A 26,859-nucleotide genomic window follows, 5' to 3' on the forward strand; every position below is an offset into this window, starting at 1 on the left:
ACTCCCGCTAAATTCGGGGACACGCCGTCGGACTGCTCCAGAGGTGGGGAAACTCAGCGCCGAACCAGGAGAGAAACCCTAGTCCTCGTGCTCGTCGTCCTCGAAGGCCCACTCGAACATGTCGAACACGAACTCGGAGAAGGTGCCCTCTTCGGACTTCCACTGGCCGCGGGCGTTGTTGCGGCGGTACACGATGGGGTCCGGGACGGTGAGGTCGCCCACGCGGAAGCCCCAGGTGTACTCCTCGTCCTCGTCCTCGAGGAACATGAGGAAACCCTCGTCGTCCACCTCGAGCTCGTCCGGGTCCCAGAAGTAGTGGTAGGCCTCCATGAGGTCCTCGCAGCCGCCCACCGCCAGGTAGAACTCGCGCAGGACCAGCGGAATCTGGAACTGGTGCTCGGCCAGGGCCTTGTCCAGTTCCTCCTCGGACAGCCCGTCCGCTTCCTGCCATTCATCCTCGAGATACTTCGGAACAAGCGCGCGGAACTTCTCGAGGAACATGTCAGTCATGCTCATATCCTAGCTAATGGCCGCCCCGCGATTCGCCGCCGGTGGAGCCATTGCGCTGCCACCCCCGCACAGCCAGCGGAACGTACCAGTAGCGGCGCCATGCAATGACCCGGAAGGCAAAAACCACAGCCGCCACAAAGAATGCGGTCACGGTATTGAACAAGCCCGACACCCACAGTAGGGAAGTCAGCGCCGCTCCGCTGAATGCCGGCAACGCGTACAGCTCCCGGGCGTTGAACAGCTGGGGCACCTCGTTCGCGGTGATATCGCGCAGCAGCCCGCCGCCCACGGCGGTGGCCACGCCCAGCAGGACGGCCGCGTACGGGTTCATGCCGAAGGAGAGTGCCTTCAAGGTGCCCGTGATGCAGAACAAAGCCAGCCCGCCGGCGTCGAACAGGACCAGCAGTGAGGTGAAGCGCTGGACGCTGGAGAAGAGGAAGTACACCAGGACTGTGGCCAGCAGCGGCGGCACCAGGTAGGCGGGGTTGGTGAAGGGGGCCGGCACGATGTTGAGGATGATGTCGCGGATAACGCCGCCGCCCAGGGCCACGAGCGAGGCCAGGAGGAGCGAGCCCAGGATGTCGAACCGCTTCCGCGCCGCCAGCAGGGACCCCGAGACCGCGAAGAAAAAGACACCGGCCAGGTCCAGCCAAACCAGGGCGATGTCAAAAGCGAATGTCATGGAGCGTCCCGGCAATTCAAAGTGGTTCGGACAGGGCGGCTCCAACGTTACGCTAGCCCCTATGAACAGCCCCATCATGATCGCCTGCGCCCATGGGACGTCCAACGCACAGGGAGCGGCGGACGTCAACGCGCTGCGTGCCGCCATCGCTGAACTCCGCCCCGGCCTGGACGTTCGGGAAGCGTACGTGGACGTCCAGCAGCCCGATCTGGTGGATGTGGTGGCGGGACTGCCGGCGGGGGAGTCCGCCGTCGTGGTGCCCTTGCTGCTAAGCGTCGGCTACCACGTGAAGGTGGACATTGCGCGCGCTGTGAAGAGCCGGCCGGGAAGTGCCGCCGCCGCGCCCCTGGGCCCGGATCCGCGCCTCGCGGCGCTGCTTGACCAGCGGCTGCGCGAAGCAGGCGTCACGGACAACGACGTGGTAGTGCTCGCCGCCGCCGGCTCGTCCAACCCGAACGCGGCCAAGAGCGTGGAGGAGCTGCTGGGGCAGTTGCGGCAGCTGCGATCCAACCGGATGGTGGCCGCCTACGGTGCCTCTGCCAAGCCGTCCGTGCCCGACGCCGTCGCAATGCTTCGCGAGGAGCTGGCAGGAGGTGCCGGGGCGGGGGAGTCCGCGGGAGGTGTCGACGTCGGCGGGCGGGTGGTGATTGCCTCCTACCTCCTGGCGCCGGGCTACTTCCACGACCAGCTGGCCAAAGCCGGGGCCGACCTGGTGACCGAGCCGCTGCTGCCGTCCCCCGTGCTCGCCGAAATCGCCTTGGAGCGGTACGACGCCGCCGTCGCGAAGGCCCAAAATTCAGCCGCCGCTGCACCCGCGGCTGCACCCGCCGGGGCGCCCGCCGGGGCGCCCTCGGACCCCCGGCGAACAGCGGAATCCGATGCACAGCAGGATGGCTTCTTCAAGGCCGTCCGGCGTTTCGTGACGAAATATTTCCCTAGGTGACTTAGCGTTTCCGGGCCTTTGTGACGCCATTCCGGGGGGACCTACAGTCGATGCATGACTGATACAGCTCTAGCCGGAGCGTCCGCGGACTCCGCTTCCACCAAGCGCCCCGCCCGCGCGTCCCGTCCCGCTGCAAAGCCGCACGGGCAGTGGAAAGTTGACGGCAAAACGCCCCTGAACGCCAACGAAACCTGGAAACAGGAAGACGACGGCCTCAACGTGCGCGAGCGTATCGAAACCATCTACGCCAAGGAAGGCTTCGACGCCATCCCCGGCCAGGACCTGCACGGCCGCTTCCGCTGGTGGGGCCTCTACACCCAGCGCAAGCCCGGGATCGACGGCGGCAAGACCGCAACCCTTGAACCGCACGAGCTCGAAGACAAGTACTTCATGCTCCGCGTGAGGATCGACGGCGGCGCGCTCACCACCGAGCAGCTGCGTGTCATCGGCCAGATCTCCGTGGACTTCGCCCGCGATTCGGCCGACCTCACCGACCGCCAGAACATCCAGCTGCACTGGATCCGCGTGGAGGACATCCCCGAGATCTGGAACCGGCTGGAGGCTGTGGGCCTGTCCACCACCGAGGCCTGCGGCGACGTGCCCCGCGTCATCCTGGGTTCGCCCGTGGCCGGCATCGCCAAGGATGAAATCATCGACCCCACCCCGCTCATCGAGGAGCTGGGGGAGCGGTTCATTGGCAACCCGCTCCTGTCCAACCTGCCGCGCAAGTACAAGTCCGCCATCACGGGCCACCCCAGCCAGGACGTTGTCCACGAGATCAACGACTTCGCGCTGGTGGGCGTCCGCCACCCGGAACTGGGCGTCGGCTACGACCTCTGGGCCGGCGGCGCGCTGTCCACCAACCCGATGCTCGGCAAGCGCCTGGGCGCGTTCGTGAAGCCCGAGCAGGCCGCAGACGTGTGGCTCGGCGTCACCAGCATCTTCCGCGACTACGGTTACCGGCGCATGCGCACCAAGGCCCGCCTGAAGTTCCTGATGGCCGACTGGGGTCCGGAGAAGTTCCGCCAGATCCTGGAGGACGAATACCTCGGCTACAAGCTGGCCGACGGTCCGGCCGCGCCCAAGCCCACCACGCCCGGCGACCATGTTGGCGTGCACGAGCAGAAGGACGGCAAGTTCTTCATCGGCGCCACCCCCGTGGCCGGCCGCCTGTCCGGCGCTGCGCTGGTCAAGCTGGCGGACACCCTTGAGGCCCGCGGGTCCTACCGGCTGCGCACCACCCCGCACCAGAAGCTCGTTGTCCTGGATGTCGAGAAGGACCACGTGGAGCCGCTGGTGGCCGAGCTGGACGCCCTGGGCCTCTCTGCCCGCCCGTCCGTGTTCCGCCGTGGCACCATCGCCTGCACCGGCATCGAGTACTGCAAGCTGGCCATCGTGGAGACCAAGCACACCGCCGCCACCGCGGTCGCCGAGCTGGAGCGCCGCCTGGCGGACCTCGCCGAGTCCGGTGAACTGCCGCAGGCGCTGTCCCTGCACATCAACGGCTGCCCCAACTCCTGCGCGCGCATCCAGACGGCGGACATCGGCCTCAAGGGCATGATGCTTCCCACGCCCGACGGCGATCCCTCCCCGGGGTTCCAGGTCCACCTGGGCGGCGGGCTGGCCAACAACAACCGCGAGGAAGCCGGCCTGGGCCGGACCGTCCGCGGCCTGAAGGTGTACGTCGACGACCTGCCGGACTACGTGGAGCGCGTTGTCCGCACGTTCGTGGCCCAGCGCTCCGAAGGCCAGACCTTCGCAGAGTGGGCCCACGCGGCAGACGAGGAGGCACTCCAGTGAGTAAGCATGCACTTGGTGTAGATCCGGTGGCTGCGCCGGCAGAGGCCTCCGCCGAGGTGGACGCCACCGTGGCGGCAGCAGCCCCCAAGCTTCGTTCCAAGGAAGAGCTGAAGGCCCTCGCCGAAGCCGGTGCCGCCGAACTCGGCTGGGATGCCCCCGCCCGCGATGTCATCGCCTGGGTTGAACGCAACTTCGAGATGCCGGCGGTCGCCGTCGCCTGCTCCATGGCCGACGCCGTCCTGCCCGCCCTGGTCGCGGACCAGATGCCCGGCGTCGACGTCCTGTTCCTGGAGACCGGCTACCACTTCCCGGAAACCTACGCCACGCGTGACGAGGTGGCAGCGAACCTCCGCGTCAACGTGGTGGACGTGCTCCCGGAGAACACGGTGGAGCAGCAGGACCGGCTCCTGGGCAAGGACCTGTTCGCCCGTGACGCCGCCCAGTGCTGCGCCCTCCGCAAGGTGGCGCCGCTGCAGCGCACCCTGGCCGGCTACGAACTGTGGTTCACCGGTGTCCGCCGCGACGAAGCCCCCACCCGGACCAACACGCCGCTGGTGGGCTGGGACGACAAGAACGGCCTGGTCAAGGTCAACCCGATGGCCGCGTGGACGTTCGACCAGCTGGTCCAGTACTCCGACGACAACCTCCTGCCCGTCAACCCGCTCCTGTCCCAGGGCTACCCGTCCATCGGATGCCAGCCCTGCACCCGCAAGGTGGCTCCCGGCGAGGACCCCCGCGCCGGCCGCTGGGCAGGAACCAACAAGACAGAATGCGGACTACACGTATGAGCACTTCACTGACCGAGGAGACCACCCAGGTGACTGACGCCGCCGTTTCCACGCGCCTCTCCAGCCTGGACACCCTCGAATCCGAGGCCATCCACATCATCCGCGAGGTTGTTGCCGAGTTCGAGAAGCCCGCGCTGCTGTTCTCCGGCGGCAAGGACTCGGTGGTGATGCTGCACCTGGCCACCAAGGCATTCTGGCCGGGCAAGGTCCCGTTCCCCGTGCTGCACGTGGACACCGGCCACAACTTCCCCGAGGTCATCGATTTCCGCGACCGGACCGTTGAGCGCCTGGGCCTGAAGCTCGTGGTGGGCTCCGTGCAGGAGTTCATCGACCGCGGCGAACTGGCAGAGCGCGCCGACGGCACCCGCAACCCGCTGCAGACCGTCCCGCTGCTGGACGCCATCCAGCAGAACAAGTTCGACGCCGTGTTCGGCGGCGGCCGCCGTGACGAGGACAAGGCCCGCGCCAAGGAGCGCATCCTCAGCCTCCGTGACGAGTTCGGCCAGTGGGACCCCCGTAACCAGCGCCCCGAGCTGTGGAACCTGTACAACGGCCGCCACACCGTGGGCCAGCACGTCCGTGCGTTCCCCATCAGCAACTGGACCGAACTGGACATCTGGCGCTACATCGAGCGCGAAAACATCGAGCTTCCCGCCCTGTACTACGCCCACGAGCGAGAGGTCTTCGCCCGCGACGGCATGTGGCGCGCAGTGGGCGAGGTCTCCCAGCCGCTGCCGCACGAGGAAGTCATTACCAAGACCGTCCGTTACCGCACGGTGGGAGACATGTCCTGCACCGGCGCCGTCGAGTCCAACGCCTTCACCGTGGCCGACGTCGTGGTTGAAGTCGCCGCCTCCACCCTGACCGAACGTGGCGCCACCCGCGCAGATGACCGCATCTCCGAGGCTGCCATGGAAGACCGCAAGAAGGACGGGTACTTCTAATGAGCACCGATATTTTGGCTGCCGACCTCGAGACGGCCCTGCCCACCACTTTGTTCCGGTTCGCCACCGCAGGATCGGTCGACGACGGCAAGTCCACCCTGGTGGGCCGCCTCCTGCACGATTCCAAGGCCATCCTGGCTGATCAGCTCGACGCCGTTGCCCGCACCTCCGCGGACCGCGGCTTCGGCGGGGACAAGGGCGGCATCGACCTGGCCCTGCTGACCGACGGTCTGCGTGCCGAGCGCGAGCAGGGCATCACCATCGACGTGGCCTACCGCTACTTCGCCACCGACCGCCGCAGCTTCATCCTGGCCGACTGCCCCGGGCACGTGCAGTACACCAAGAACACGGTGACCGGCGCGTCCACGGCGGACGCCGTCGTCGTGCTCATCGACGCACGCAAGGGCGTCCTGGAGCAGACCCGCCGGCACCTGTCCGTGCTGCAGCTGCTGCGCGTGGCGCACGTGATCGTGGCCGTGAACAAAATTGACCTGGTGGACTTCAGCGAGTCCGTGTTCCGTGACATCGAGGCGGACGTGCAGCAGGTGGGCCGCGAACTGGGCCTCGGCTCCGACGGAATCAGCGACCTGCTGGTCATCCCCGTGTCCGCCCTCGACGGCGACAACGTGGTGGACCGTTCCGAGCGCACCCCCTGGTACACGGGTCCGGCGCTGCTGGAGGTCCTGGAGACCCTCCCGGCCGCCGACGAACTTGAGAGCCACCTGGAGAGCTTCCGCTTCCCGGTGCAGCTGGTCATCCGGCCGCAGGGCGCCCTGGCACCCAACGCCGTCGCTGCCGGCCTGGACGTGGAGGCCTACCGCGACTACCGCGCGTACGCCGGCCAGATCACCGAAGGCTCGGTCAAGGTGGGGGACAAGGTCTCCGTCCTGACCCCCGGCCAGGACCCGCGCACCACCACCGTGGTGGGCATCGACTTCGCCGGCTCCTCGCTGGAGGAAGCCGCCGCCCCGCAGTCCGTCGCCATCCGCCTGGCCGAGGAGTTCGACGTCGCACGCGGTGACACCATCGCTGCTGCCGGCACCGTCCGCGAAGCCTCCGCAGACCTGTACTCGGCCCTATGCTGGCTGTCCCCGAAGCCGTTGCGCGAAGGCCAGAAGGTCCTGGTGAAGCACGGCACCCGCACCGTGCAGGCCCTTGTCCGCAACGTCTCGGGAAAGCTGGACCTCGCGTCTTTCAAGCTGGAGCCGGCCTCAAGCCTGGAACTTAACGACATCGGGCACGCGCAGCTCCGGCTCGCCGCGCCGCTGCCGCTTGAGAACTACCTGCACCACCGCCGCACCGGCGCGTTCCTGGTGATCGACCCGCTGGACGGCAACACGTTGGCCGCCGGCCTGGTCAAGGACCACCCGGGCGACCACGAGGACGAGCGCTACAGCATCTAGCTTCCGCCTTCGAAACCGCGGCTTGTTCGCAAATCCGAACCTTCAAGGGACGGAGATGCGAATAAGCCGCGGTTTTGTCGTCCTGTATTCCGGGTAGGAGGCGGAGCATGGAAACCATCAGCCCGAAGCTTCTGAACTGGGCCTCGATCCTGGACAGCCAAACCCGCGAGCAGGCCGTGAAGACAGCCAGCCTGCCGTTCATCTACCCGCACCTGGCGCTGATGCCCGACGCGCACCTGGGCAAGGGCGCCACGGTCGGTTCGGTCATTCCCACACTGCGCGCCATCATCCCGGCCGCGGTAGGAGTGGACATCGGCTGCGGCATGATTGCCGTCCGCACCCAGTACTCGGTCAAGGATCTTCCAAAGGACCTCAAGCGGATCCGGGAGGACATCGAGCGCGTCATTCCGCTCTCCGCCGGGCACAACAACAAGAAGGTGCTGCCCACCGCGGAACCCCGGATCGCGGAGCTGAAGGCACTGGCAGCGAAGGCCGGCTTCAGCCCCGCGCAGTACGTCGACAAGTGGGACCTGCAGCTGGGCTCCCTGGGCTCCGGCAACCACTTCATCGAGATCTGTGCCGATGAGAACCAGGCCGTCTGGCTGTTCCTGCACTCCGGTTCCCGGGGAATCGGCAACAAGATCGCCCAGCACCACATCGGCGTGGCGCAGCATGTCAGCCGGAAGAACCAGGTCTACCTGCCGGACCCGGACCTCGCGTATCTGGACGAGGGCACGCCGCAGTTCGAGAGGTACATTGCCGAGCTGCGCTGGGCCCAGCACTTCGCGCTGCTGAACCGCGAGGAAATGATGGACCGCGTCAGTGCCCAGTTCGGCCGCTGGGTGGGCGGCCAGGTGCAGGAGCGCGAGCGGATCAACTGCCACCACAACTTCACCCAGCAGGAGACCCACTACGGCAAGCCGGTCTGGGTCTCCCGCAAAGGCGCCATCAAAGCCGAGCCCGGCGATCCCGGGCTCATCCCCGGATCCATGGGCACGGCGTCGTACGTGGTGGAGGGCCTGGGCAACCCGGCGTCGCTGAACTCTTCCCCGCACGGCGCGGGCCGGGAATACTCGCGCAACGCCGCCCGCAAGGCATTCAGCCTGGAGGAACTCAAACGGGCCATGCGCGGCATCGAATTCCGTGCGTCAGAGGCATTCATCGACGAAATTCCCGCGGCATACAAGCCGATCGACCAGGTGATGCAGGACGCCGCGGACCTCGTGACCGTGCGGCACAAGCTGCGGCAGCTGGTCAACGTGAAGGGCCACTGAACCGCGCAATCCCGGTGCCACCGCGTCCGAATGTGACGCTAGATGAACGTGCGTGACCCCCCGTTTAGGCTTCGTTGAACGCGAATATGTCACTCCCTATGGTGAAACAATGACTAGTTCCAAGCCCGGGATGACCCGCATCGTGGCAGGCGAAAGCGCGGTACCCAAGCGCAAGCGTGCCATCGAGGCCGTCCTGGCCATCGGACTGGTCCTGCTCCTCGCCGTCGGTGCGGTGGTCGCGTCCACCGTCTCGCGCAACTCTGAGGCGCAGGCCGTTGCCCCCACCCCCGCCGCCGAGCTGAAGCTCGGTTACTTCGGCAACGTCACGCACGCCCCGGCGCTGGTGGGGATCAAGGAAGGCCTCCTGGCCGAATCGCTGGGCAGCACCAGCCTCAGCACCGAGACCTTTAACGCGGGCCCGGCAGCCATCGAGGCATTGAACGCCGGCGCCATCGACGCCGCCTACATTGGACCCAACCCCGCCATCAACTCCTTCGTCAAGAGCCAGGGCGAATCCGTCCGGGTCATCGCCGGTGCTGCGGCAGGCGGTGCCCAGCTGGTGGTCAAGCCGGAGATCAACTCCGCTGCCGACCTTAAGGGCAAGACCATCGCGTCCCCGCAGCTTGGCGGTACCCAGGACGTGGCCCTCCGCGCCTGGCTCGCCCACCAGGGCTACAAGACCAACGTGGACGGCAGCGGCGACGTGGCCATCAACCCGACCGAAAACGCCCAGACGCTCAAGCTGTTCCAGGACGGAAAGCTCGACGGCGCGTGGTTGCCTGAGCCGTGGGCGTCACGCCTGGTGCTTCAGGCCGGAGCCAAGGTGCTTGTTGACGAGAAGGACCTGTGGGACGGCACCGGGACCGGCAAGCCGGGCGAGTTCCCCACCACCATCCTGATCGTGAACCAGAAGTTCGCGGCCGAACACCCGGACACCGTGAAGGCCCTCCTCGCCGGCCACGCGAAGTCGGTGGCATGGCTGAACGAGGCCCCCGCGGACCGGAAAGCAGCGGTCATCAACTCAGCCCTGCAGGAATCCGCCGGCGCCGCACTGGCCGACGACGTGCTGGCCCGGTCCCTGGCCAACATCACCTTCACCCTTGACCCGCTGGCAGGTGCCTACCCCCGGCTCCTGCAGGACGGCGTCGATGCCGGCACCACGAAGCAGGCAGACATCAGCGGGCTCTTCGACCTCCGGGCACTCAATGAAGTCGCCGGCACCAGCAAGATTTCAGCGGCCGGCCTCGGCCAGGACTGACCAACCAACTACCTAAGGACGGCACCATGCCAGTCGTACTGGAACACCTGGGCAAGCGCTTCGGCGACGGCGCCCCGGTACTGGACGACGTCAACGCCAACATCGAAAAGGGCGAGTTCGTTGCCCTCCTCGGTGCCTCCGGCTGCGGCAAGTCCACCCTGCTGAACATCATTGCGGGGCTGGAGGCGCCGTCGTCGGGCGCCCTGGAAGTACCCAGCGACGGTGCAGCCTTCATGTTCCAGGACGCAGCACTCTTCCCCTGGCTCACGGCCCGCGAAAACATTGAGCTGGCGCTGAAGCTGCGCGGCGTGGGCAAGGCGGAGCGGCGCACCAAGGCCCAGGAGCTCCTGGAACTGGTGCACCTCGGCGCCGCCGGCGACAAGCGTCCGCACGAGCTGTCCGGCGGCATGCGCCAGCGCGTGTCCCTGGCCCGATCGCTCGCCCAGGACCGGCAGCTGCTGCTCATGGATGAGCCGTTCGCCGCCCTTGATGCGATCACCCGCGACCTCCTCCACGACGAGCTGGAGCGCATCTGGAAGGAAACCGGGCGCACGATTGTCTTCGTCACCCACAACGTCCGTGAAGCCGTGCGGCTGGGCCAGCGCGTACTGCTGCTGTCCTCCCGCCCCGGCCGCGTGGTCCAGGAGTGGGCCGTCACCGAGGAACACCGAACCGACGCCGGGCTCGCCGGCCAGCTGACCGGGGTCATCACCGCCCGGCTGCGGGAGGAGATTCGCCGCCATGCCAAGTAACCCCACCCCCCTCGAGGACAGGGCCCCGGTGGTTGAGCCTCTCGAAACCAGGGCGGCAACCGGCGCTGCACCAGCCCCTCACGTGCATGCCGCTTTGACGCGGACTTCGACGGGGAATGAGGACCTTCGGGAGCTTGAGTCCGGGCTGGACTCGCTGCAGTCCGACGCCGAGCGCAAACACCGGATCGACTGGAGCCGGATCCTGCTGCCCATCGCCGCCCTGGTGGTCCTGGTGCTCATCTGGCAGTTCTACGTCTCGCTTGGGGTCAAGCGCCGCGACCTGGTGCCCGGGCCGCTGGACGTTGTGGCCCAGATGGGCCTTCTCTGGAATGAAGGCAAGCTGCAGGAAGCCATGTGGACCTCGCTGCAGCGCGGCGTGGTGGGTTTCATCATCTCCGTCGCCATCGCCACACCGGTGGGCCTGCTGCTCGCCCAGGTGGCACCACTGCGCCGGGCTTTCGGCCCCCTGATCTCCGGCCTGCAGGTGCTGCCGTCCGTCGCCTGGGTGCCTGCGGCCATCATCTGGTTCGGCCTGACGGACGCCACCGTCTACTTCGTGGTATTCATGGGCGCCATCCCGTCCATCATCAACGGACTCATCTCCGGGGTGGACCAGATCCCGCCGCAGTACCGCCGCGTCGGCACCGTCCTGGGAGCGTCACGGCTGCAGATGGCACTTCAGGTCATCCTCCCGGCCGCCCTTCCGGGATACCTCGGCGGACTGAAACAGGGCTGGGCCTTCTCCTGGCGCTCACTCATGGCCGCCGAAATCATCGCCGTGGGCGGCACCATCGGCTTCGGCCTGGGCTCGCTGCTGGACCAGGGCCGCATCCTGTCGGACATGTCTGTAGTGATGTCGGCCATCCTGCTGATCCTGGCCGTCGGCATCCTCATCGAACTGCTGGTGTTCGCCCCCATCGAGAAGAAGCTCCTGCGCAGCCGCGGCCTCCTCGCCGGCAGCACACGCTAGCCCCTACCCACCTTCTGCAGAGCCCGACGGCGACCTCCCGCCGTCGGGCTCTGCTGTGCTTCCCTTCCCGACAGGTATACCTTGTTCCTTACCGGACCGCTCCGGCCGGAGGCGCTCAGCGTGAGGCGGATACATGGAACACGGACTGGAACCGGGTCAAGGAATACTGGCGGGCATCGGTTCCACCCCGCTGATCGAACTGCGGAAAGTGGTGCCGCCGGGGTCAGCGCGTGTGCTCGCAAAACTGGAGTATGCGAACCCCACCGGGAGCATGAAGGACCGAATGGCTGTGGCTGCGATCAGCGCCGCCGAAGCCCGGGGCGACATCAGCCCGGGCGATACGGTTGTTGAGTACACCGCCGGAACAACAGGCATCTCGCTCGCCTTGGCCTGTGCGGCCAAGGGCTACCGGCTGCATGTCGTTTTCTCAGACGCTTTCAGCGACGAGAAACGCCGCACCATGGAGGCCCTGGGGGCAACGGTTGAGGACGTACCAAGTGACCAGGGCCGCATCACCGAATCCTTGATCAGGGCCATGATCGCCCGCGCAGGCGAGCTGAGCGCGCAGCCGGGCTACTGGGCCTGCGACCAGCTCAACAACCACGACGCCGTGACCGGATATCTGGCCTTGGGCGAGGAAATCTGGCAGCAATCGCACGGTCTCGTGGATGCCTTAGTACAGTCTGTCGGAACTGCCCACTCCATACACGGCGCTGCGCGCGCCCTGCGCCGCCACCTGCCAACGCTTAGGGTCGTGGCCGTCGAGCCGGCTGAGTCGTCCGTACTTTCCGGAGGCCCTACCGGCTCCCACCGGATTGAAGGAATCGGAATCGGCTTCCTGCCGCCGCTGTGGGAACCCGAGGAGGTGGACTCCATAGAGCCGGTCAATTCCGAGGATGCGATGGCGATGAGCCGCCGCCTTGCGCGGGAGGAAGGCATCTTCGCCGGTACCTCCTCGGGAGGAAATGTTGTTGCCGCGCTGCGCGTCGCCGAACAGCTTGGCCCGGACGCAACTGTGGTCACCATCATGGTTGACTCCGGGTTCCGGTATCTCAGCACTGGGCTGTACGGATAGAAGCGCGGCGCCGGTACCTGCAGCGGCTGATCCGGGAGCGCGGCCGATTCCTCACTACGGTCAGCAGCCGAAACGGGGGACTATGACACGGACGCACCGGCTTTCATGGCGAGCACCGCCGCATTCCCCGCCAAAGTGCCCCGCTATGGAGCACGACGGCGGCCCGCCGGGTTTGTGACGCAGCGTTACCTTGCGTGAACTGGTGTTGCTCGGCCTTTGTGGGCGATTGTGACGCGGCCCTACCGTTGATTCATGGCAATTCAGGATATCTACCCCACGGCGCTGCGGCTCCTCGGCCGTCCCGTGTTGGTGGTGGGCGGCGGCCCGGTGGCTGCCCGCCGCGCCAAGGGCCTGCTCGACGCCGGTGCCGTGGTCACCGTGGTGGCTCCCGTTGCCTCTCCCGCGCTCCAGGACATGGCCGACGCCGGCCTGCTCACCTGGGCAGCGCGCCCCTATGACTCCAAAGACGTCGACGGCGTCTGGTTCGTCCAGACGGCCACCGGCGATGCCGCCGTGGACGCCTTGGTATCGGCCGACGCCGAGGCGCAGCGCATCTGGTGCGTCAACGCCTCGGATCACGAAGCCTCCGCGGCCTGGACGCCCGCCGTCGCCGAGGTGGATGACGTCAAGATCGCCGTGAACGCCGGGGGAGACCCGCGCCGCGCCATGGCCGTCCGCGATGCCGTGGCCACCGCCCTGGAAACCGGTGACCTTCCGCTGCGCCGCCGGCGTCCTGCGGCCACCGGCTCGGTTGCCCTCGTGGGCGGCGGTCCCGGCGATACCGGCCTCATCACCGTCCGTGGCCGCCGCCTCCTGGGCCAGGCCGACGTGGTGGTTGCCGACCGCCTCGGCCCCCGCGAACTCCTCAACGAACTGGCCCCTGACGTCCGCGTCATCGAGGTCGGCAAGACGCCCGGCCACCACCCCGTGCCGCAGGCCGAAATCAACCGGATCCTCGTGGACGAGGCCCTGCAGGGCCACCGCGTGGTCCGGCTCAAGGGCGGCGACCCCTACGTGTTGGGCCGCGGCGGCGAGGAAGCCGAGTACTGCCGCCGGCACGGCGTCGAGGTCGAGGTCGTTTCCGGCGTAACCTCAGCGATCTCAGTCCCCGCCGCCGCGGGCATCCCGGTGACCCACCGCGGCCTGGCCAAGGGCTTCAGCGTGGTCACGGGCCACGAGGAACTGTCAGAGGTTCCCGCTCGCGCCGACCACACCATCGTCCTGCTCATGGGCGTAGGCCAGCTCCGCGAATCGGCGTCCGCGCTGGGCGAAGCCGGCCTGCCCGCCGGCACCCCCGTTGGTATTGTGGAGAACGGATACCTGCCGGACCAGCGCGTGACAATCGGCACGCTTGGTTCCATAGCTGACCAGGCCGAGGCCGCCGGCGTCGCGAATCCCGCAGTGATTGTCATCGGTGACGTGGTGCGCGTGAGCCCTTTCGCGCCGTCGCACTTCAAAACCGCTGACTACAGCACCACCACCCCGAACAAGCCCCGAGTCCTCACCTCCTAGCCGAACAAAAGGAACACAGCCGTGTCATCAAGCACCTCCGTAGGTTCTGCCGAACGTCCGCTGCGCGTTGCCGTCGTGGGCTCCGGCCCCGCCGGCGTCTACGCCGCGGACATCCTCACCAAGAGCGAAGCCGTCAAGAGCGGCGAGCTGACCGTGAGCATCGACCTCTTTGACCGCTACCCGGCACCCTACGGCCTGATCCGCTACGGCGTGGCCCCGGACCACCCCCGCATCAAGGGCATCGTCAATGCCCTGCACAAAGTCCTGGACCGCGGTGACATCCGCTTCTTCGGCAACGTGGACTACGGCACGGACCTCACCATCGAGGACCTGCGCACCCACTACGACGCCGTCATCTTCGCCACCGGCGCCATTAAGGACGCGGACCTGAACATTCCCGGCATCGAGCTTGACGGTTCCTTTGGCGGCGCGGACTTCGTCTCCTGGTACGACGGCCACCCGGACGTCCCGCGCGAATGGCCGCTGGACGCCAAGGAAATCGCCGTCCTCGGTAACGGGAACGTGGCCCTGGACGTGGCCCGCGTCCTGTCCAAGCACGCCGACGACCTGCTCAGCACCGAGATCCCGGACAACGTCTACGCCGGCTTGAAGAATTCGCCCGTCACCGACGTGCACGTCTTCGGCCGCCGCGGCCCCGCCCAGGTCAAGTTCACCCCGCTGGAGCTGCGCGAACTCTCCCACTCCAAGGACGTGGACATCATCCTGTACCCGGAGGACTTCGAGTTCGACGAGGAATCGGACCGCCAGATCCAGACCAACAACCAGACCAAGACCATGGTGGGCACGCTCACCAACTGGATTGCCGAGCAGCCCGAGGACCTCTCCGAGCTCAAGGCCTCCCGCCGCCTGCACCTGCACTTCCTGCACAGCCCTGTGGAGATCTACGACGACGCCGAGACCCCGGGCAAGGTTGCCGGCATCAAGTTCGAGCGCACCGAACTGGACGGAACGGGCAACGCCCGCGGCACCGGCGAGTTCGTGGACTACCCGGTCCAGGCCGTGTACCGTGCCATCGGCTACTTCGGCTCCGCGCTGCCGGACGTGGAGTTCGACCACAAGAAGGGCGTTGTCACGAACGACGGCGGCCGCGTCCTGGATGCCGACGGCCAGCACGTGCCGGGCCTCTACGCCACCGGCTGGATCAAGCGCGGACCGGTGGGCCTGATCGGCCACACCAAGGGCGACGCCCTCGAGACCGTGACCTACCTGCTGGAAGACCGCGAGAACCTTCCGGTTGCCAGCGTGCCTGCCGAGGACGCCGTCGTTGACCTCCTTGACGCCCGCGGCGTGAAGTTCACCAGCTGGGAAGGCTGGCTGGCACTGGACGCCCACGAGCTCGCCCTGGGCGCCGCTGCCACCGAGGCCGGCGGCTCGCACGGCGTCGAGGTCAAGCGTGAGCGCATCAAGGTGGTGCCGCGCGAGGACATGGTGGAGATCTCCCGCGACGGCGTTGCCGCCCAGGTCTGACACACCACCAAAGCGAGGTCATCCCGCGCCGGCCCGGAAGGGTTCCCGGCGCGGGATGGCCCCTTTTTGGTTAAGCCGTTACCGCCCCGCGCCGCCGGCCGCCATGAGCTCAAGGCGCCGGAGGGTTTCGCGGTTCCGGATGCCGATCATGGCGTCCCGCAGGAACTTGGGCATGAGCTTGCCGGGTCCCTTGATGGCGTCCTCGACGATGGTCACCTGGCACTGGTTGCCCCGCTCCTCGAGGGTGATCACCACCTTGGCCTCACCCATCGGCCAACCGCGAGCCACGAGCTCCAGCAACCGGCCGGGCTCGGAGTTCACCACCTTGCTGCTGTCGTTGATGACGAACGGCCAGGCACCCACGGAGTGGTGAAGCTGGGCGCCGGTCCGGGGCCATGCGTCATCCACTGCCCGGATCCTGGAGGCTCCCACCACCCATCCGGAATACAGCCAGCCATCGGAGAGGACGCGCCATACGTCGCTTGCGGGGGAGTTGAAGAGCTGGGACACGGTGGACATGGTCTTCCTTCCTTCTGCGGTGCCGGCGTGGTTGTTGCCAGGACGCCCGACGGCGGCGGGTGCCTTGCGCTGCGCGGTGCGGTAGGAGCGCTCGCGCAGCCGCCTGGTCCAAGCGTAAATCTGCGCCCCCGGCGGCGGGTTTTCCAGCGGGTTGAAGCGCAGGTTGGTGTCGCCGGGCGGGGCGCCTGCATGGAGCCGGAGCTCGCCGCACTGGCGCCAGCGTCCCATCGGCCTTGCCCAGAACAAGCCCAGCACCCATTCACCCGAGGACAGCGAACCCGGCGGCAGGCTGATGGTGCGCAGGCCGAGCAGCACCGGGCCTTTCCGGCCCCGGTACGGCATGAGCGTGGTCATGGTGGCGCCGTCAACGTCGAGCCGGGGCTGCAGGAGGAACCGGCCGGGGACGCGCCAGCCGGTGGAGGCGAACAGGACGTCCGCGCTGCCGCCGGGCACTCCACCGGGCACCCCACCATGGGAAGGCCGGGCCCGGACAGCCAGCCCCAGGACGTCCGGCAGTGCCTGCGGAAGGCCGACTGACCGGGAAAACCTCGCCTCCACCGCGTCAGTGCCCGGAGAATCCAACCAGTCGAGGCCGCTTGGTTCGAAGGGATTGCCGGTCCGGTTCAGCTCGCCGGTCAGGCCCAGGCCTTTCGGGTGGATCGGCCGGCCGGGACGCACCACCTTGAGCAGCCGGAACAGGCCGGCAAAGGACTGCCCCGTCGCTTCGGTGAAGGGCGCACCCAGGCCGCGGGCGCCGTCGTCGGCCGTCTGGTCCGTTGTCAGGTGCGTCATGTTTCCTTCCTACCCAAAACCGCGGAAACTACATGCGGCCGAAACGGGAGCGGATCAAGGCAAAGATGCCGTAGGCGATGAAGCCGGCTCCGATCGCAACCAGCAGGGTGGGGCCGAAGGGGTGGTCGCGGAGCGCCTTGAGGCTGCCGTCCAGCCCGGTGGATTCCGCGGGGCGGTGCTTGGCGGCGGCAATGACGAACAGGAGTCCGGTGAGGTTGAGGGCGGCGCCTTTGGCGATGTGCCCGATCACGCCGAGGCTGTCGATCAGCCGGCCGCGGCGCGTCCCATCGAAGTGGAAGAGCTCCTCCTTGAACCCGCGCCGCGCGCCCTTGAACACGAAGTAGATGCCGATCCCGATGATCGTCAGGCCCAGGGCCACCAGCACCCAGAGGCCCAGCGGGTTGGCCATCAGCGAGGCGCTGAAATCCCGGGCACTGTCCCCGGAGTCCCCGCGCAGCCCCAGGGCGAAGCCGGCGAAGCTGAGCCCCACGCTGCCGTAGGCGATGGCCAGGAATCCGGACGAAATCAGCTTGGCCAAGCGCTCCTTGCGCGGCTTGCCCCGCATCCGGAGCGTGGCCTCGCTGGCCTGCCACAGCGACAGTCCCGCGCAGGCGGCAACGCAGGCCCACATCACAACCGGGCCCCACGGGTTGGCCGCGAGCTGCTCAATGGCACCGGTGGCATCCGCTTCACCCGGCTGCCCGAAGGCCACGGCGACGGCGATGCCCCCGACAATGACGTGGAGCAAGGCCATGACAGCGAACCCGGTGCGCGCCAGGACATCCAGGGCCTTGTGGTTGGAAGCCTCCTCGACGGCGTCCGCCGCCTGGCTCAGCGTAGATTCCCCGTCCGACATGGATCAGCCGTTCATGGGCCCTTCGGCACGCAGCTTCTCCGCGCCCGGTCCCTCCACGTGGATGGTGCAGCGGACCACCAGCCGGCCGGGGGCGTTGCCCAGCTCCACCAGGGAATCGTCGCCACTCAACACAGTGAACACTTCCGAACCTGCAACGGCGCTGACGCCCTTGGCTTCCGCCGTCTCCCGCGCGTTGCGCAGGGCCTCGCGCTGGAGCCCGTCCACGTAGGTGCGGTCATCTTCCCGCGCCGGGTCCCCGAAGGCCCAGCCGAACAATGTTCCTGTGTTTCCCATGGCGACGATATTACGCGTTCCCGTGGCTGAAAGACGGGCTTTCGTAACATTAGTAAGTGTGCTTACCATAGGCGGACCATGACCTTGAGGGGACACGGAAATCGAAGTCCGCAGCAGCGGCATCCCGAAACCAGTTCAACGTTAGGAATGCACATCATGGCAGGAAATCTCATTGCCCGGTCGGTACACGATCTGACGGCAGCGGCGTGGTTCGGCGGTTCCCTGATGGGTGCCATCGGCCTCAACGGTGCAGCCGCGGAAGCCAGGGACCCCTCCGAACGGACCCGGCTCTCAAGCGCCGGCTGGATGAAGTGGGCGCCGATCCAGACGGCGGCGTTCGCCTCGCACTTGGTGGCTGACCTCGCCATCGCCTGGGAGAACAAGGGCCGCATCGCCAAGCAGGAAGGCGTGGCGCGGGACACCGCAATCAAGACGGCGGTGACGGTGGCCGGCGCGGCGGTAACCCTGTACTCGGGCATCCTGGGCAAGAAGGTGGAAAAGCTCGCCGACGAGGGCTCCGAGGGTGCCACCGAGCCACGGGCGGGTGCCTCGGAGGAACTGCAGGCGGCCCAGCAGCAGCTCAAGGCGCTCCAGTGGGTCATCCCCGCCTTCGCTGGTCTGGTGATCATCCTTGGCGCCAAGCACGGTGAGATGCAGCGTCCCAAGAACGTGTTTGTGGGTCTGCGCTCCTAGCCGTCTTTCGCTACCCGGGCGGCGGCAAGGCGGAACATACGACGGCGGTCCGGCACCTGGCCGGACCGCCGTCGTGCGTCTGCCTGCTGGAGTTTTTGTCCAGATATGGAGGCCAAAACGCACTTCAAGTCCCCATATCTGGACGAAAACTCCAAGGGTTACTAGACCGGTTTGGTTCCCGCCGCCGGCAGGTCCGGATTCATGTCCTCGAGGTTCGGGTCCTCGGCCGTCCACACCTGGATGATGGCCCATACGACGGCGGCCAGCGGGACGGACAGCACCGCACCCACGATTCCTGCAAGGATTGTGCCAGCGGTCAGTGCCATCAGGATGACCAGCGCATGAAGCTTCAGGGCGTTGCCCATGACGATGGGCTGCAGCAGGTCGCCCTCCAGCTGGTTGACCGCGATGACCACCGCCACCACGATCAGCGCCACCACAGGGCCGTTCGCCACCAGGGCCACCAGGGCGGCCAGGATCCCGGCCACGGTGGCACCCACCAGCGGAATGAAGGCGCCGATGAACACGATGATCGCCAGCGGGAACGCCAGCGGAACCTGCATGATCAACAGGGCGGCGCCGATGGCCACCGTGTCCACGAGCGCCACGATGGCGGTGCCGCGGACATAGCCGCCCAGGACCTCAAGGGTGCGGCGGCCCACCCGGCGCAGCTTGGCTTCGCGCTGCCCGCTGAAGGGGCGGAGCAGGAAGTTCCAGATCTTGGCGCCGTCCTTGAGGAAGAAAAACAGGATGACCACCATCAGGGCGGACCCGGCGAGGAATTCCGTGACCACGGAGAGTCCGGTGATCGCGCCGGAACGGGCCTGGCTGCTGGTGGCGAAGTCAATGATGCCCTGCCGCGCCTGGTTCAGTTGCTCCTGGTCAATGGGGATGGGGCCGGTGCGGAGGAAGTTCTCCAGCTCGTCCAGGCCGGACGAGGCCTGGGCTGCCAGCTCGCCCCACTGGTTCCGGACCGAGAAGTAGATCACCGTGAAAACGCCGCCCAGCAGCAGGAGGAGCCCGATGAAGGCGATGCCGGTGGCCAGCCCGCCCCGCATTCCGCGGCGCCGGAGCATGTTGACGAACGGACCGATGGCCGCGGCCAGGATCAGTGCGATCAGGATCGGGATCACCAGGAGCTTGATCTGCATCAGGGCATAGACGGACACCACGGCCACCGTCAGGATCAGCAGGATCTGGGCGGACCGGATGCCCACGCGTCCCAGTCCGTCGGCCCACAAGGCGCCGGCCGGCTTGGTTTCGCCCTGTTTCCCGCCCCGCTGCAGGTCGGACTTTCCAAGGGGTTGACCCTGCCGGGGTGCACCTTCCGCGGGCACGGCCTCCGTGCCCGGTTTCGACTGTTTGGACTCGTTGCCCAGCTCGTGTTCGGTCAGGCGTGTTGATCGCGCCACGGGAACTCCTCATCATCGGCCGCGCCCGCCCGCGGGCGGGGCAGGCTTACTACCTACGTCAGATAGTAAGCCTACTGACTGACTAGGCGCCGAGCCACTCTGCGCAGGAGTTCAGGTTTCTGTTGACGGTGGCGACGGCGGCCTCTTCGTCGTGCCGTTCGATAGCCTCCAGCAGGACTTCGTGGCCCTCCAGCGGCAGCCCCTCGAATCCCGGCCGGGCCTGCTGAGTCAGGAGATCCCGGTGGAGCGCGGGCCCGAAACTGATGTAGAGCTCGTGCAGCAGGGGGTTGCCGGAGGCCTGCGCCACCCGTTCATGGAAGCCCCAGTCGGCACGCGCCCAGGTGTCGTAGTCGCCGGCGTGCCAGGCCTGGTCCCGGGTGGCGAGCAGCCCGCGCAGGGCCGTTACGTCGTCGGCGGTGGCGTTCCGGGCCGCGAGCCGCGCCGCCTGCGTGTCCAGCCCCAGCCGGACCTCCAGGATGTGCTGCTCGGTGTGGTCCTGGTACATCCGGCGGGCGGCGCCGGAGATTTCGCTGGTGGCGCGGACATAGGTGCCGTCGCCGCGGCGGACCTCCAGCATGCCGCTGTGGGCCAGGGCCTTGACGGCCTCGCGCAGGGTGCCGCGGGAAACGCCCAATCCGGCGATCAGCTCGGTTTCGGACGGGATGCGCTGGTTCAGGGGCCACTCGCCGGAGTGCACCATGGACCGCAGCTTGGCGGTCACTTCGTCGGCCAGGGGCGCGCGGGTGGAGGGGCTCAGTGCCATGGCGTCCTACTTTATCTTCTGCTTGCCGGTCATTGCCGGGCCGGTGATCAGGTGCGCCACCACAACCTGGACCAGCGCCAGGGCCAGGAGCAGCGAGAGGGGCAGGGTCCAGCTGCCGGTTGCGCCGTGCAGCAGCCCCATGCCGAAGGGGCCCACGGTCGCCAGCAGGTAGCCGGTGGACTGGGCCAGGGTGGACAGCGCAGTGGTCTCGGCGGTGCTCGAGCCGCTGCGGCTGATCATCACCATCACCAGCGGGAAGATGCCCAGGCCGAAGCCGACCAGGATCGCCGAGACGAAGGCAAGCTGCACGGGCAGAGCCAGGAGTGCTACGAGGCCCAGGACCATGACGATGCTGACCAGGTAGAACGCCGGGCGCAGCATCCTGGGCCGGGAACCGATGGCGATCAGGGCCATGCCGGCCGGTACCGAAACGAGCTGCATCAGCCCGAACATCAGGCCGCTGTCCGTCGCGCTGAGGCCCAGGGTGGTGAGCATATAGGGGTACCAGCTCATCAGGGCGTACGCGAGCAGGGCCTGGAGGGTGAAGATTGCCGTGAGGAGCAGGCCCTTGCGGGTGCGCAGCAGCGGCCAGGGTGTTACCGGCCCGCCGGTGGCACGGCGGCTGTTGCGGTGGGCGTGCAGCGCCACCGGCAGGAAGCCCAGGAAAGCAGCGACGGCGGTGATCCCGATAGCTCCGACGGCGGCGGACGGTGAGCCGAGGGACTGCGCCAGCGGGACCACCGCCACGGAGGTGACGGTTGCCCCGGTGGTCATGGTCACCGTGTACAGGCCTGTCATCAGCGAGGTCCGGGAAGCAAAGTGTTCGCGGATGAAGGACGGCATGGCCACGTTGCAGACCGCCAGCCCGGACATGCCGAGCACGCTACCGGCCAGCAGCATCCCGGTGGCCGGAATGCCGCGCAGCAGGAGCCCGCCGGCGAGCATGGCCAGGGCCAGGAGGATGGCCTTCTCCACGCCCAGCCGCCCGGTCAGCCAGGACGTTCCGGCGCCGGCCAAGGCAAAGCAGAGGGTGGGGATGGACGGAATGACGGCCGCCACCAGCGCGCCGTATCCGAGTACCGCCTGCAGGTCGTGGAGCAGGGCCGACGCCCCGGTGATGCCCGCGCGCAGGTTCAGTCCGATCAGCACCAGCGCTATGACGCCGAAGACGACGGCGGAGCGTGGCCGGGCCTGGACGGCTGCCACCGGCGACGCCGCAACAGACGGCGCAGCCGCCGTGGCCGGAACAGAAGCCGCAGCGCGGGCAGGGGCCGGCGCGGCAGGAGCGGAGCAGGGCGTGGACGCGAGGGCGGAAGGGGGTGGAGTTGCGGACATACGTCCAGACTAAACGTTAGACGTTTGATGTCTAGGGTTTTGTGGGCAAGCTCTCCCGGCCGCGCACCGGCAGGTCATAGACTGCCTAAGCCGGGTGCGAACCACCCGGACTACGCAATGCAGCGGATGTGGAAGGACGGCTGTGGAGGCTTCCCAAGGACTCGAGGTCGAGAAGAAATACGACGTCGGCAAGGACGCCACGGTGCCGCCGCTGGATGGCCTGCCGGGTGTGGCGCGCGTGGACGAGCCGCATACCGCCAAGCTGGAAGCCGTGTACTTCGACACCGCTGACCACACGCTGGCCTCCCGCCGCATCACCCTCCGCCGCCGGACCGGCGGAAGCGATGCAGGCTGGCACCTGAAGCTGCCGCCCGAAGCAGCCGGGACCGGGGACACCGAACCCCAGCAGCGCCGCGAGCTGCACGCCCCGCTGGGCCAGGCCGACGTCGTGCCCGACACCCTCCTGGACCGGGTCCAGGCATACCTCCGCGGAGCCGAACTGGTTCCGGTGGTGAAGCTGCGCACCAGGCGGACAACCCACGCCCTCTACGGGGACGACGGCGTCCACCTGGCCGACCTGGCGGACGACCGGGTCACGGCGGAACGGCTGCCGGGTCCGGACGGAACTGATGGCGGGCACAAACAGCAGTGGCGGGAATGGGAGCTGGAACTCGTCAACGGCGACGCCAGCCTCTTCGCCCCCGCCGAGCAGCTGCTGGTGGGGGCCGGAGCCCGCCCGGCGGCCCACGCCTCGAAGCTGGCCAAGGCGCTTGGCGCACCGGCCGGGGACCAGGACGAAGCCGATGCCGCCCCCGACGAAGCCATCCCCGCCCTGCCGGCCGGCAAGAAGTCGCCGGCTGCCGCCGTCGTCACCGTTTATGCTGCAGCCCAAATCAAGGAGCTCCTTGCCCAGGACGCCGCCATCAGGCTCGAAGAGCCGGAGGCAGTGCATGACATGCGCTCCGCCACGCGCCGGCTCCGCTCCGTCCTGGCTGCCTACCGCAAGCTGTACAGGGCATTGCCTCTACGCCGGTTGCGGGACGAACTCAAATGGCTGGGCCAGCTCCTGGGCGAGCCGCGGGACGCCGAGGTATTGCAGGCCAGGCTCCGCGGGCACCTTGATGACCTGGGGCAGGGCCCCGGCCCTGACGCTGCCCGGGACCGGGTGGAGCGCCAGACCGGTGCTACCTACGACGCGGGATACCGCCGGCTCCAGGAGGCCCTGCGCACGGACCGCTACTTCCGGCTGCTGGACAGCCTGGAGGAGTTCCGGGACAACCCGCCCGTCCGCGCGGAAACGGTGGCGCCCGGACGCCGTGCGGCTGCCAATGCGGTGGACAGGGCGGCGAAAAAGCTCCGGCGCTCCCACCGGGCGGCCGTCCGCGCCCGCCGCGGTACAGACCATGAGAACGCCCTCCACCGGGTGCGCAAGGATGCCAAAAAGCTCCGGCATGTGGCGGAGTCCGCCGCCCTGGTCAAAGGGAAGCGGGCCCGCAAGGTGGCGAAGGCAGCCCACCGGCAACAGAAGATCCTGGGCGACTACCACGATGCGGTGGTGGCCCGCGACCTGCTGGCGGGCCTGGGCTCGGACCGGGACCGGCTGCCCGTCAGTGAAACCTACGCCGCCCTGTTGCAGCGGCAGGAGGAACTGATGGCCGCCGCCGAGGCCAAGTACCGGAAGGCCCGCAAGAAGTCCCGGGACCTGCTGCGGCGCGGGGTCATCTGAGGCGGGGGAAGCCGCCTATTTGCCCTGCCGCGCGGACAGCCGGGCCACAGCCAGCGCCAGCCACAGCTGCACCCGGTCCGGGGTCACAGCGGGATCGTATCCGGTCAGCTCGGTGATCTGGGCCAGCCGGTACCGGACCGTGTTGCGGTGCAGCGTCAGCTGCTCGGCGACGGCGGCCACCGAACCGTTGTTGTTCAGGTAGCTTTCCAGCGTGGTCATCAGCTCCGCGCCATGGGCGGCGTCGAACGCCCGGAGCGGGTTCAGGGACTCATGCGCCATGTCAGCCAGCGGCACGTCCTCACTGGCCAGCAGCAGCGAGGTCAGGCTCAACCTCTCCGGCTCATTGACCGGCAGGCCGTGGCTCGCCGCATCCCGCGCCTCGAAATAGCTCCAACGCAAGCCGTTCGGCTTGGTGTAGGCCCCACCGATGCCGATGGTGGCGTGGATGCCCGCCTCCGCCAGATGGTCGCTGAGCTTCCGCGCCAAAGCCGGCGCCGCCGCGCCGTCGTCATTGACCACTAGTACCAGGTCCTTGCCCACGACGGCGGCCACCGAGTTCTCGAGTTCCCGCGGCACCGCGGTGCTGCCCAAGGCCTTGTTGTGCGCGGCGGAGACCGCCAGCAGCACCACGTTCTTCCGGGTGCTGTTGATGCCCACGCCGGCCAGGCGGCGTTGGGCCTCGCTCGTCTCCAGGGCGCCGTGGATGACGTCCTCGAGCACCTGGCCGCACAGGGCGCGCTGGGCCTGGCGCTGCTTGACCATGTTGTTCAGCTCCACGCTGATCAGGTTCTGGGCGTAACCGATGATGCCGGAGTCCTCGAACGGCTGCCGGACCCAGAGGGTGCAGGCGTCCCGCCGGCCGGTGGGGATCGGATAGGTGGACCAGGAATCCGCGGACGGGGCTGCGCTGCTGCTGTTGTACAGCTGCGCCGTGAACTGGGTCAGCGCGATATCGGTGCGCAGCATGCTGCCCAGCTGCTTGAGGAGTTCGGCCAGCCCGCCGCCGGTGAGCAGGGCGCGGGCCAGGACCTGGTGGCCCGCGATCAGGCGCTCCAGCTTGGCGTAGTGGTCCGCGGACTGGGCATCGGCCACGAGTTTGGTGATGGCGATGAAGGGCGTCTCGTAGGGGACTTCCACCACGGGCAGGGCCCACCGGTTGGCCTCGGCCAGCAACGCCGGCGGCACCGCCTCATGCGAAAGCCCGACGCCGAACCCAATGCCCACCGCGCCCGCCCGCTGCACCTGGCGGACAAAGCGCCGCTGCTCCGGCGCGGACTTCAGCCGCAGGCCGGTAGTCAGGATCAGCTCGCCGCCGTTGAGGAACCGCTGCGGGTCCTCCAGCTCCGTGACCGCCACCCAGTTGATGTCCTGGTGCCAGGTGGTCTCGGCGACTCCCGCCTTGGACAGCTTGAGGGAGTTCACGCCCAGCAGGGCAGCGAGGGAAATGGCCATGGATCAAGGATAAACGCCTGCTGGACAACCGCACTAAACACCGCGCGGAAGGGTGTGCAGGTGGCTATTCACTGCGCTGGGGTGCTGGCATAGGCTCAAACCAGTTCCATCCATCCGCCTGTCGCTGATGGCCGCTCAGAGAAGAGGTTGCACACCGTGGTCCAAACCTTGCAGAACTTCATTAACGGTGAGTTCGTCACGCCCGCCGGCACCGGCCGGCTGGACATCATCAACCCCACAAACGGGGAAGTGGTGGCGCAGTCACCCATCTCGGTGCAGGCCGACGTGGACGCCGCCATGGCCGCTGCGCAGGACGCTTTCAAAACCTGGAAGCACGTCACCCCGGGCCAGCGGCAGCTCATGCTGCTCAAGCTGGCTGACGCCGTCGAGGCCAACAGCGACGAACTGGTTGAAGCCCAGCACCGCAACACCGGCCAGGTGCGCTCGCTGATCGCTTCCGAGGAAGTGGCCGCCGGTGCCGACCAGCTCCGCTTCTTCGCCGGCGCGGCCCGCATCCTTGAGGGCAAGTCAGCCGGCGAGTACTTCGAGGGCCACACCTCCTACGTCCGCCGCGAACCCATCGGCGTGGTGGCCCAGGTGGCCCCCTGGAACTACCCGTTCCTGATGGCCATCTGGAAGATCGGGCCCGCGCTGGCCGCCGGCAACACCGTTGTCCTCAAGCCCTCGGACACCACCCCGGAATCCACCCTGGTCCTGGCCCGCCTCGCCAAGGACATCTTCCCCGCCGGCGTCCTGAACGTCATCCTGGGCACGGGTGAAACCGGCGCCATGATGGTAGACCACCAGGTCCCCGGCCTGGTGTCCATCACCGGTTCCGTCCGGGCAGGCATCGCCGTGGCCTCCGGCGCGGCCAAGAGCCTCAAGCGCGCCCACCTGGAGCTCGGCGGCAAGGCTCCGGCCATCGTCTTCAAGGACGCCGACATCAAGAAGAGCGCCGCCGCCATCGCCGAATTCGCCTTCTTCAATGCCGGCCAGGACTGCACCGCCATCACCCGCGTGCTGGTGGAGGATTCGGTGCACGACGACGTCGTGGCCGCCATGGTGGAACACACCCGGACCCTGCACACCGGTTCGCAGAACGATGAAGACAACTACTTCGGCCCGCTGAACAACGTCAACCACTTCAACGCCGTGACGTCCGTGGTGGAAAACCTTCCCGCCAACTGCCGGATCGAAACCGGCGGCCACCGGGCGGGGGAGAAGGGCTACTTCTTCGAGCCCACCATCATCACCGGCGCCAAGCAGACGGACGACGTGGTCCAGAAGGAGACCTTCGGCCCCGTCATCACCGTGCAGAAGTTCAGCACCGAGGAAGAAGCCGTTGAACTGGCCAACGGCGTGGAATACGCCCTGGCCTCCAGCGTCTGGACCAGCAACCACGGCACCGCCATGCGCCTCAGCCGCGACCTGGACTTCGGCGCCGTCTGGATCAACACGCACATCCTCCTCACCGCCGAAATGCCCCACGGCGGCTTCAAGCAGTCCGGTTACGGCAAGGACCTCTCCATGTACGGCGTGGAGGACTACACACGCATCAAGCACGTCATGAGCGCACTCGACGCCTAGTCCCCACCGGCCCCCTAACCTCGCTTCGCTT

At 67.7% G+C, this 26,859-nt stretch carries 24 protein-coding genes; 15 read left to right on the forward strand and 9 right to left on the reverse strand.

Going from position 1 to position 26,859, the window contains the following annotated elements; all coding sequences use genetic code 11:
• Nucleotides 1–78: 78 nt before the first annotated feature.
• Together AC5RUO_RS04000 and AC5RUO_RS04005 are read right to left on the reverse strand one after the other, a co-directional pair.
• Nucleotides 79–510, reverse strand: coding sequence for a hypothetical protein (locus AC5RUO_RS04000; RefSeq protein WP_494010293.1), 432 nt, complete (start codon nt 508–510; stop codon nt 79–81).
• 13 nt (nt 511–523) lie between these two features.
• Nucleotides 524–1,192, reverse strand: coding sequence for a trimeric intracellular cation channel family protein (locus tag AC5RUO_RS04005; RefSeq protein WP_494010294.1), 669 nt, complete (start codon nt 1,190–1,192; stop codon nt 524–526).
• A 61-nt stretch (nt 1,193–1,253) separates the two neighbouring features.
• Between AC5RUO_RS04005 and AC5RUO_RS04010 the strand changes: the two genes are divergently transcribed.
• The 12 genes from AC5RUO_RS04010 (at nt 1,254) to AC5RUO_RS04065 (ending at nt 15,399) form a co-directional block, all read left to right on the forward strand.
• Nucleotides 1,254–2,135, forward strand: coding sequence for a sirohydrochlorin chelatase (locus AC5RUO_RS04010; RefSeq protein ID WP_494102879.1), 882 nt, complete (start codon nt 1,254–1,256; stop codon nt 2,133–2,135).
• A 54-nt stretch (nt 2,136–2,189) separates the two neighbouring features.
• On the forward strand, nt 2,190–3,935 hold the full coding sequence (locus tag AC5RUO_RS04015; RefSeq protein WP_494010296.1) for a nitrite/sulfite reductase: 1,746 nt from the start codon (nt 2,190–2,192) through the stop codon (nt 3,933–3,935).
• 56 nt (nt 3,936–3,991) lie between these two features.
• Nucleotides 3,992–4,723 (forward strand): phosphoadenylyl-sulfate reductase, encoded by a 732-nt coding sequence (locus AC5RUO_RS04020; protein ID WP_494010374.1) that lies wholly within the window; start codon nt 3,992–3,994, stop codon nt 4,721–4,723.
• Nucleotides 4,720–5,667 (forward strand): sulfate adenylyltransferase subunit CysD, encoded by a 948-nt coding sequence (gene cysD, locus AC5RUO_RS04025; RefSeq protein ID WP_494102880.1) that lies wholly within the window; start codon nt 4,720–4,722, stop codon nt 5,665–5,667. Before AC5RUO_RS04020 ends, cysD begins: the two co-directional genes overlap by 4 nt.
• Complete coding sequence (locus tag AC5RUO_RS04030) at nt 5,667–7,070, forward strand: sulfate adenylyltransferase subunit 1 (protein ID WP_494102881.1); 1,404 nt, start codon at nt 5,667–5,669, stop codon at nt 7,068–7,070. Before cysD ends, AC5RUO_RS04030 begins: the two co-directional genes overlap by 1 nt.
• Before the next feature lie 107 nt (nt 7,071–7,177).
• Complete coding sequence (locus tag AC5RUO_RS04035; protein WP_494102882.1) at nt 7,178–8,344, forward strand: RtcB family protein; 1,167 nt, start codon at nt 7,178–7,180, stop codon at nt 8,342–8,344.
• 130 nt (nt 8,345–8,474) lie between these two features.
• The gene (locus AC5RUO_RS04040) at nt 8,475–9,602 is read left to right on the forward strand and encodes an ABC transporter substrate-binding protein (protein ID WP_494103375.1); all 1,128 of its coding nucleotides are present in this window, start codon (nt 8,475–8,477) and stop codon (nt 9,600–9,602) included.
• Between the two features lie 26 nt (nt 9,603–9,628).
• Nucleotides 9,629–10,354: an ABC transporter ATP-binding protein gene (locus tag AC5RUO_RS04045; protein ID WP_494010299.1), complete on the forward strand. Its 726-nt coding sequence runs from the start codon at nt 9,629–9,631 to the stop codon at nt 10,352–10,354.
• The gene (locus AC5RUO_RS04050; RefSeq protein WP_494010300.1) at nt 10,344–11,324 is read left to right on the forward strand and encodes an ABC transporter permease; all 981 of its coding nucleotides are present in this window, start codon (nt 10,344–10,346) and stop codon (nt 11,322–11,324) included. The genes AC5RUO_RS04045 and AC5RUO_RS04050 overlap by 11 nt, the downstream gene beginning before the upstream one ends.
• A gap of 133 nt (nt 11,325–11,457) precedes the next feature.
• Nucleotides 11,458–12,399 (forward strand): PLP-dependent cysteine synthase family protein, encoded by a 942-nt coding sequence (locus AC5RUO_RS04055; protein ID WP_494010301.1) that lies wholly within the window; start codon nt 11,458–11,460, stop codon nt 12,397–12,399.
• A 252-nt stretch (nt 12,400–12,651) separates the two neighbouring features.
• Nucleotides 12,652–13,911 carry a uroporphyrinogen-III C-methyltransferase gene (cobA, locus tag AC5RUO_RS04060; protein WP_494102883.1) on the forward strand — a complete coding sequence of 420 codons (1,260 nt, stop codon included), beginning with the start codon at nt 12,652–12,654 and terminating at the stop codon, nt 13,909–13,911.
• A gap of 21 nt (nt 13,912–13,932) precedes the next feature.
• On the forward strand, nt 13,933–15,399 hold the full coding sequence (locus AC5RUO_RS04065) for an FAD-dependent oxidoreductase (RefSeq protein ID WP_494010303.1): 1,467 nt from the start codon (nt 13,933–13,935) through the stop codon (nt 15,397–15,399).
• 78 nt (nt 15,400–15,477) lie between these two features.
• Here the strand turns inward: AC5RUO_RS04065 and AC5RUO_RS04070 are convergent, their stop codons facing one another.
• The 3 genes from AC5RUO_RS04070 to AC5RUO_RS04080 are packed head-to-tail and all read right to left on the reverse strand — an operon-like array spanning nt 15,478 to nt 17,860.
• Nucleotides 15,478–16,710 (reverse strand): SRPBCC family protein, encoded by a 1,233-nt coding sequence (locus AC5RUO_RS04070; RefSeq protein WP_494102884.1) that lies wholly within the window; start codon nt 16,708–16,710, stop codon nt 15,478–15,480.
• Between the two features lie 28 nt (nt 16,711–16,738).
• Nucleotides 16,739–17,566: a DUF1206 domain-containing protein gene (locus AC5RUO_RS04075; RefSeq protein WP_494010305.1), complete on the reverse strand. Its 828-nt coding sequence runs from the start codon at nt 17,564–17,566 to the stop codon at nt 16,739–16,741.
• 3 nt (nt 17,567–17,569) lie between these two features.
• Complete coding sequence (locus tag AC5RUO_RS04080) at nt 17,570–17,860, reverse strand: hypothetical protein (RefSeq protein ID WP_494010306.1); 291 nt, start codon at nt 17,858–17,860, stop codon at nt 17,570–17,572.
• Nucleotides 17,861–18,016: 156 nt separating this feature from the next.
• Here AC5RUO_RS04080 and AC5RUO_RS04085 point away from each other — a divergent pair, with 156 nt between their 5' ends.
• The gene (locus tag AC5RUO_RS04085; protein WP_494010307.1) at nt 18,017–18,553 is read left to right on the forward strand and encodes a hypothetical protein; all 537 of its coding nucleotides are present in this window, start codon (nt 18,017–18,019) and stop codon (nt 18,551–18,553) included.
• 161 nt (nt 18,554–18,714) lie between these two features.
• Here AC5RUO_RS04085 and AC5RUO_RS04090 read toward each other — a convergent pair whose 3' ends face one another.
• The 3 genes from AC5RUO_RS04090 to AC5RUO_RS04100 all read right to left on the reverse strand — a co-directional run bounded on the left by AC5RUO_RS04090 (nt 18,715) and on the right by AC5RUO_RS04100 (nt 22,063).
• Entirely contained in the window at nt 18,715–19,839 is a 1,125-nt protein-coding gene (locus AC5RUO_RS04090; RefSeq protein WP_494010376.1) for an AI-2E family transporter, read from the reverse strand.
• 208 nt (nt 19,840–20,047) lie between these two features.
• Nucleotides 20,048–20,728 carry a FadR/GntR family transcriptional regulator gene (locus AC5RUO_RS04095; RefSeq protein WP_494010308.1) on the reverse strand — a complete coding sequence of 227 codons (681 nt, stop codon included), beginning with the start codon at nt 20,726–20,728 and terminating at the stop codon, nt 20,048–20,050.
• Between the two features lie 6 nt (nt 20,729–20,734).
• Nucleotides 20,735–22,063, reverse strand: a complete 1,329-nt coding sequence (locus AC5RUO_RS04100) for an MFS transporter (RefSeq protein ID WP_494102885.1) — start codon at nt 22,061–22,063, stop codon at nt 20,735–20,737.
• Nucleotides 22,064–22,205: 142 nt separating this feature from the next.
• Here AC5RUO_RS04100 and AC5RUO_RS04105 point away from each other — a divergent pair, with 142 nt between their 5' ends.
• Nucleotides 22,206–23,789 carry a CYTH and CHAD domain-containing protein gene (locus tag AC5RUO_RS04105; protein ID WP_494102886.1) on the forward strand — a complete coding sequence of 528 codons (1,584 nt, stop codon included), beginning with the start codon at nt 22,206–22,208 and terminating at the stop codon, nt 23,787–23,789.
• 15 nt (nt 23,790–23,804) lie between these two features.
• On the opposite strand, the gene AC5RUO_RS04110 is transcribed toward AC5RUO_RS04105, so the two are convergent.
• Complete coding sequence (locus tag AC5RUO_RS04110) at nt 23,805–25,241, reverse strand: PucR family transcriptional regulator (protein WP_494010311.1); 1,437 nt, start codon at nt 25,239–25,241, stop codon at nt 23,805–23,807.
• A 156-nt stretch (nt 25,242–25,397) separates the two neighbouring features.
• On the opposite strand from AC5RUO_RS04110, the gene AC5RUO_RS04115 reads away from it, so the two are divergent.
• Complete coding sequence (locus AC5RUO_RS04115) at nt 25,398–26,828, forward strand: aminobutyraldehyde dehydrogenase (protein ID WP_494010312.1); 1,431 nt, start codon at nt 25,398–25,400, stop codon at nt 26,826–26,828.
• The last annotated feature ends 31 nt before the right edge of the window (nt 26,829–26,859 follow it).

It is taken from the genome of Arthrobacter sp. Y3221087 (assembly GCF_059089905.1).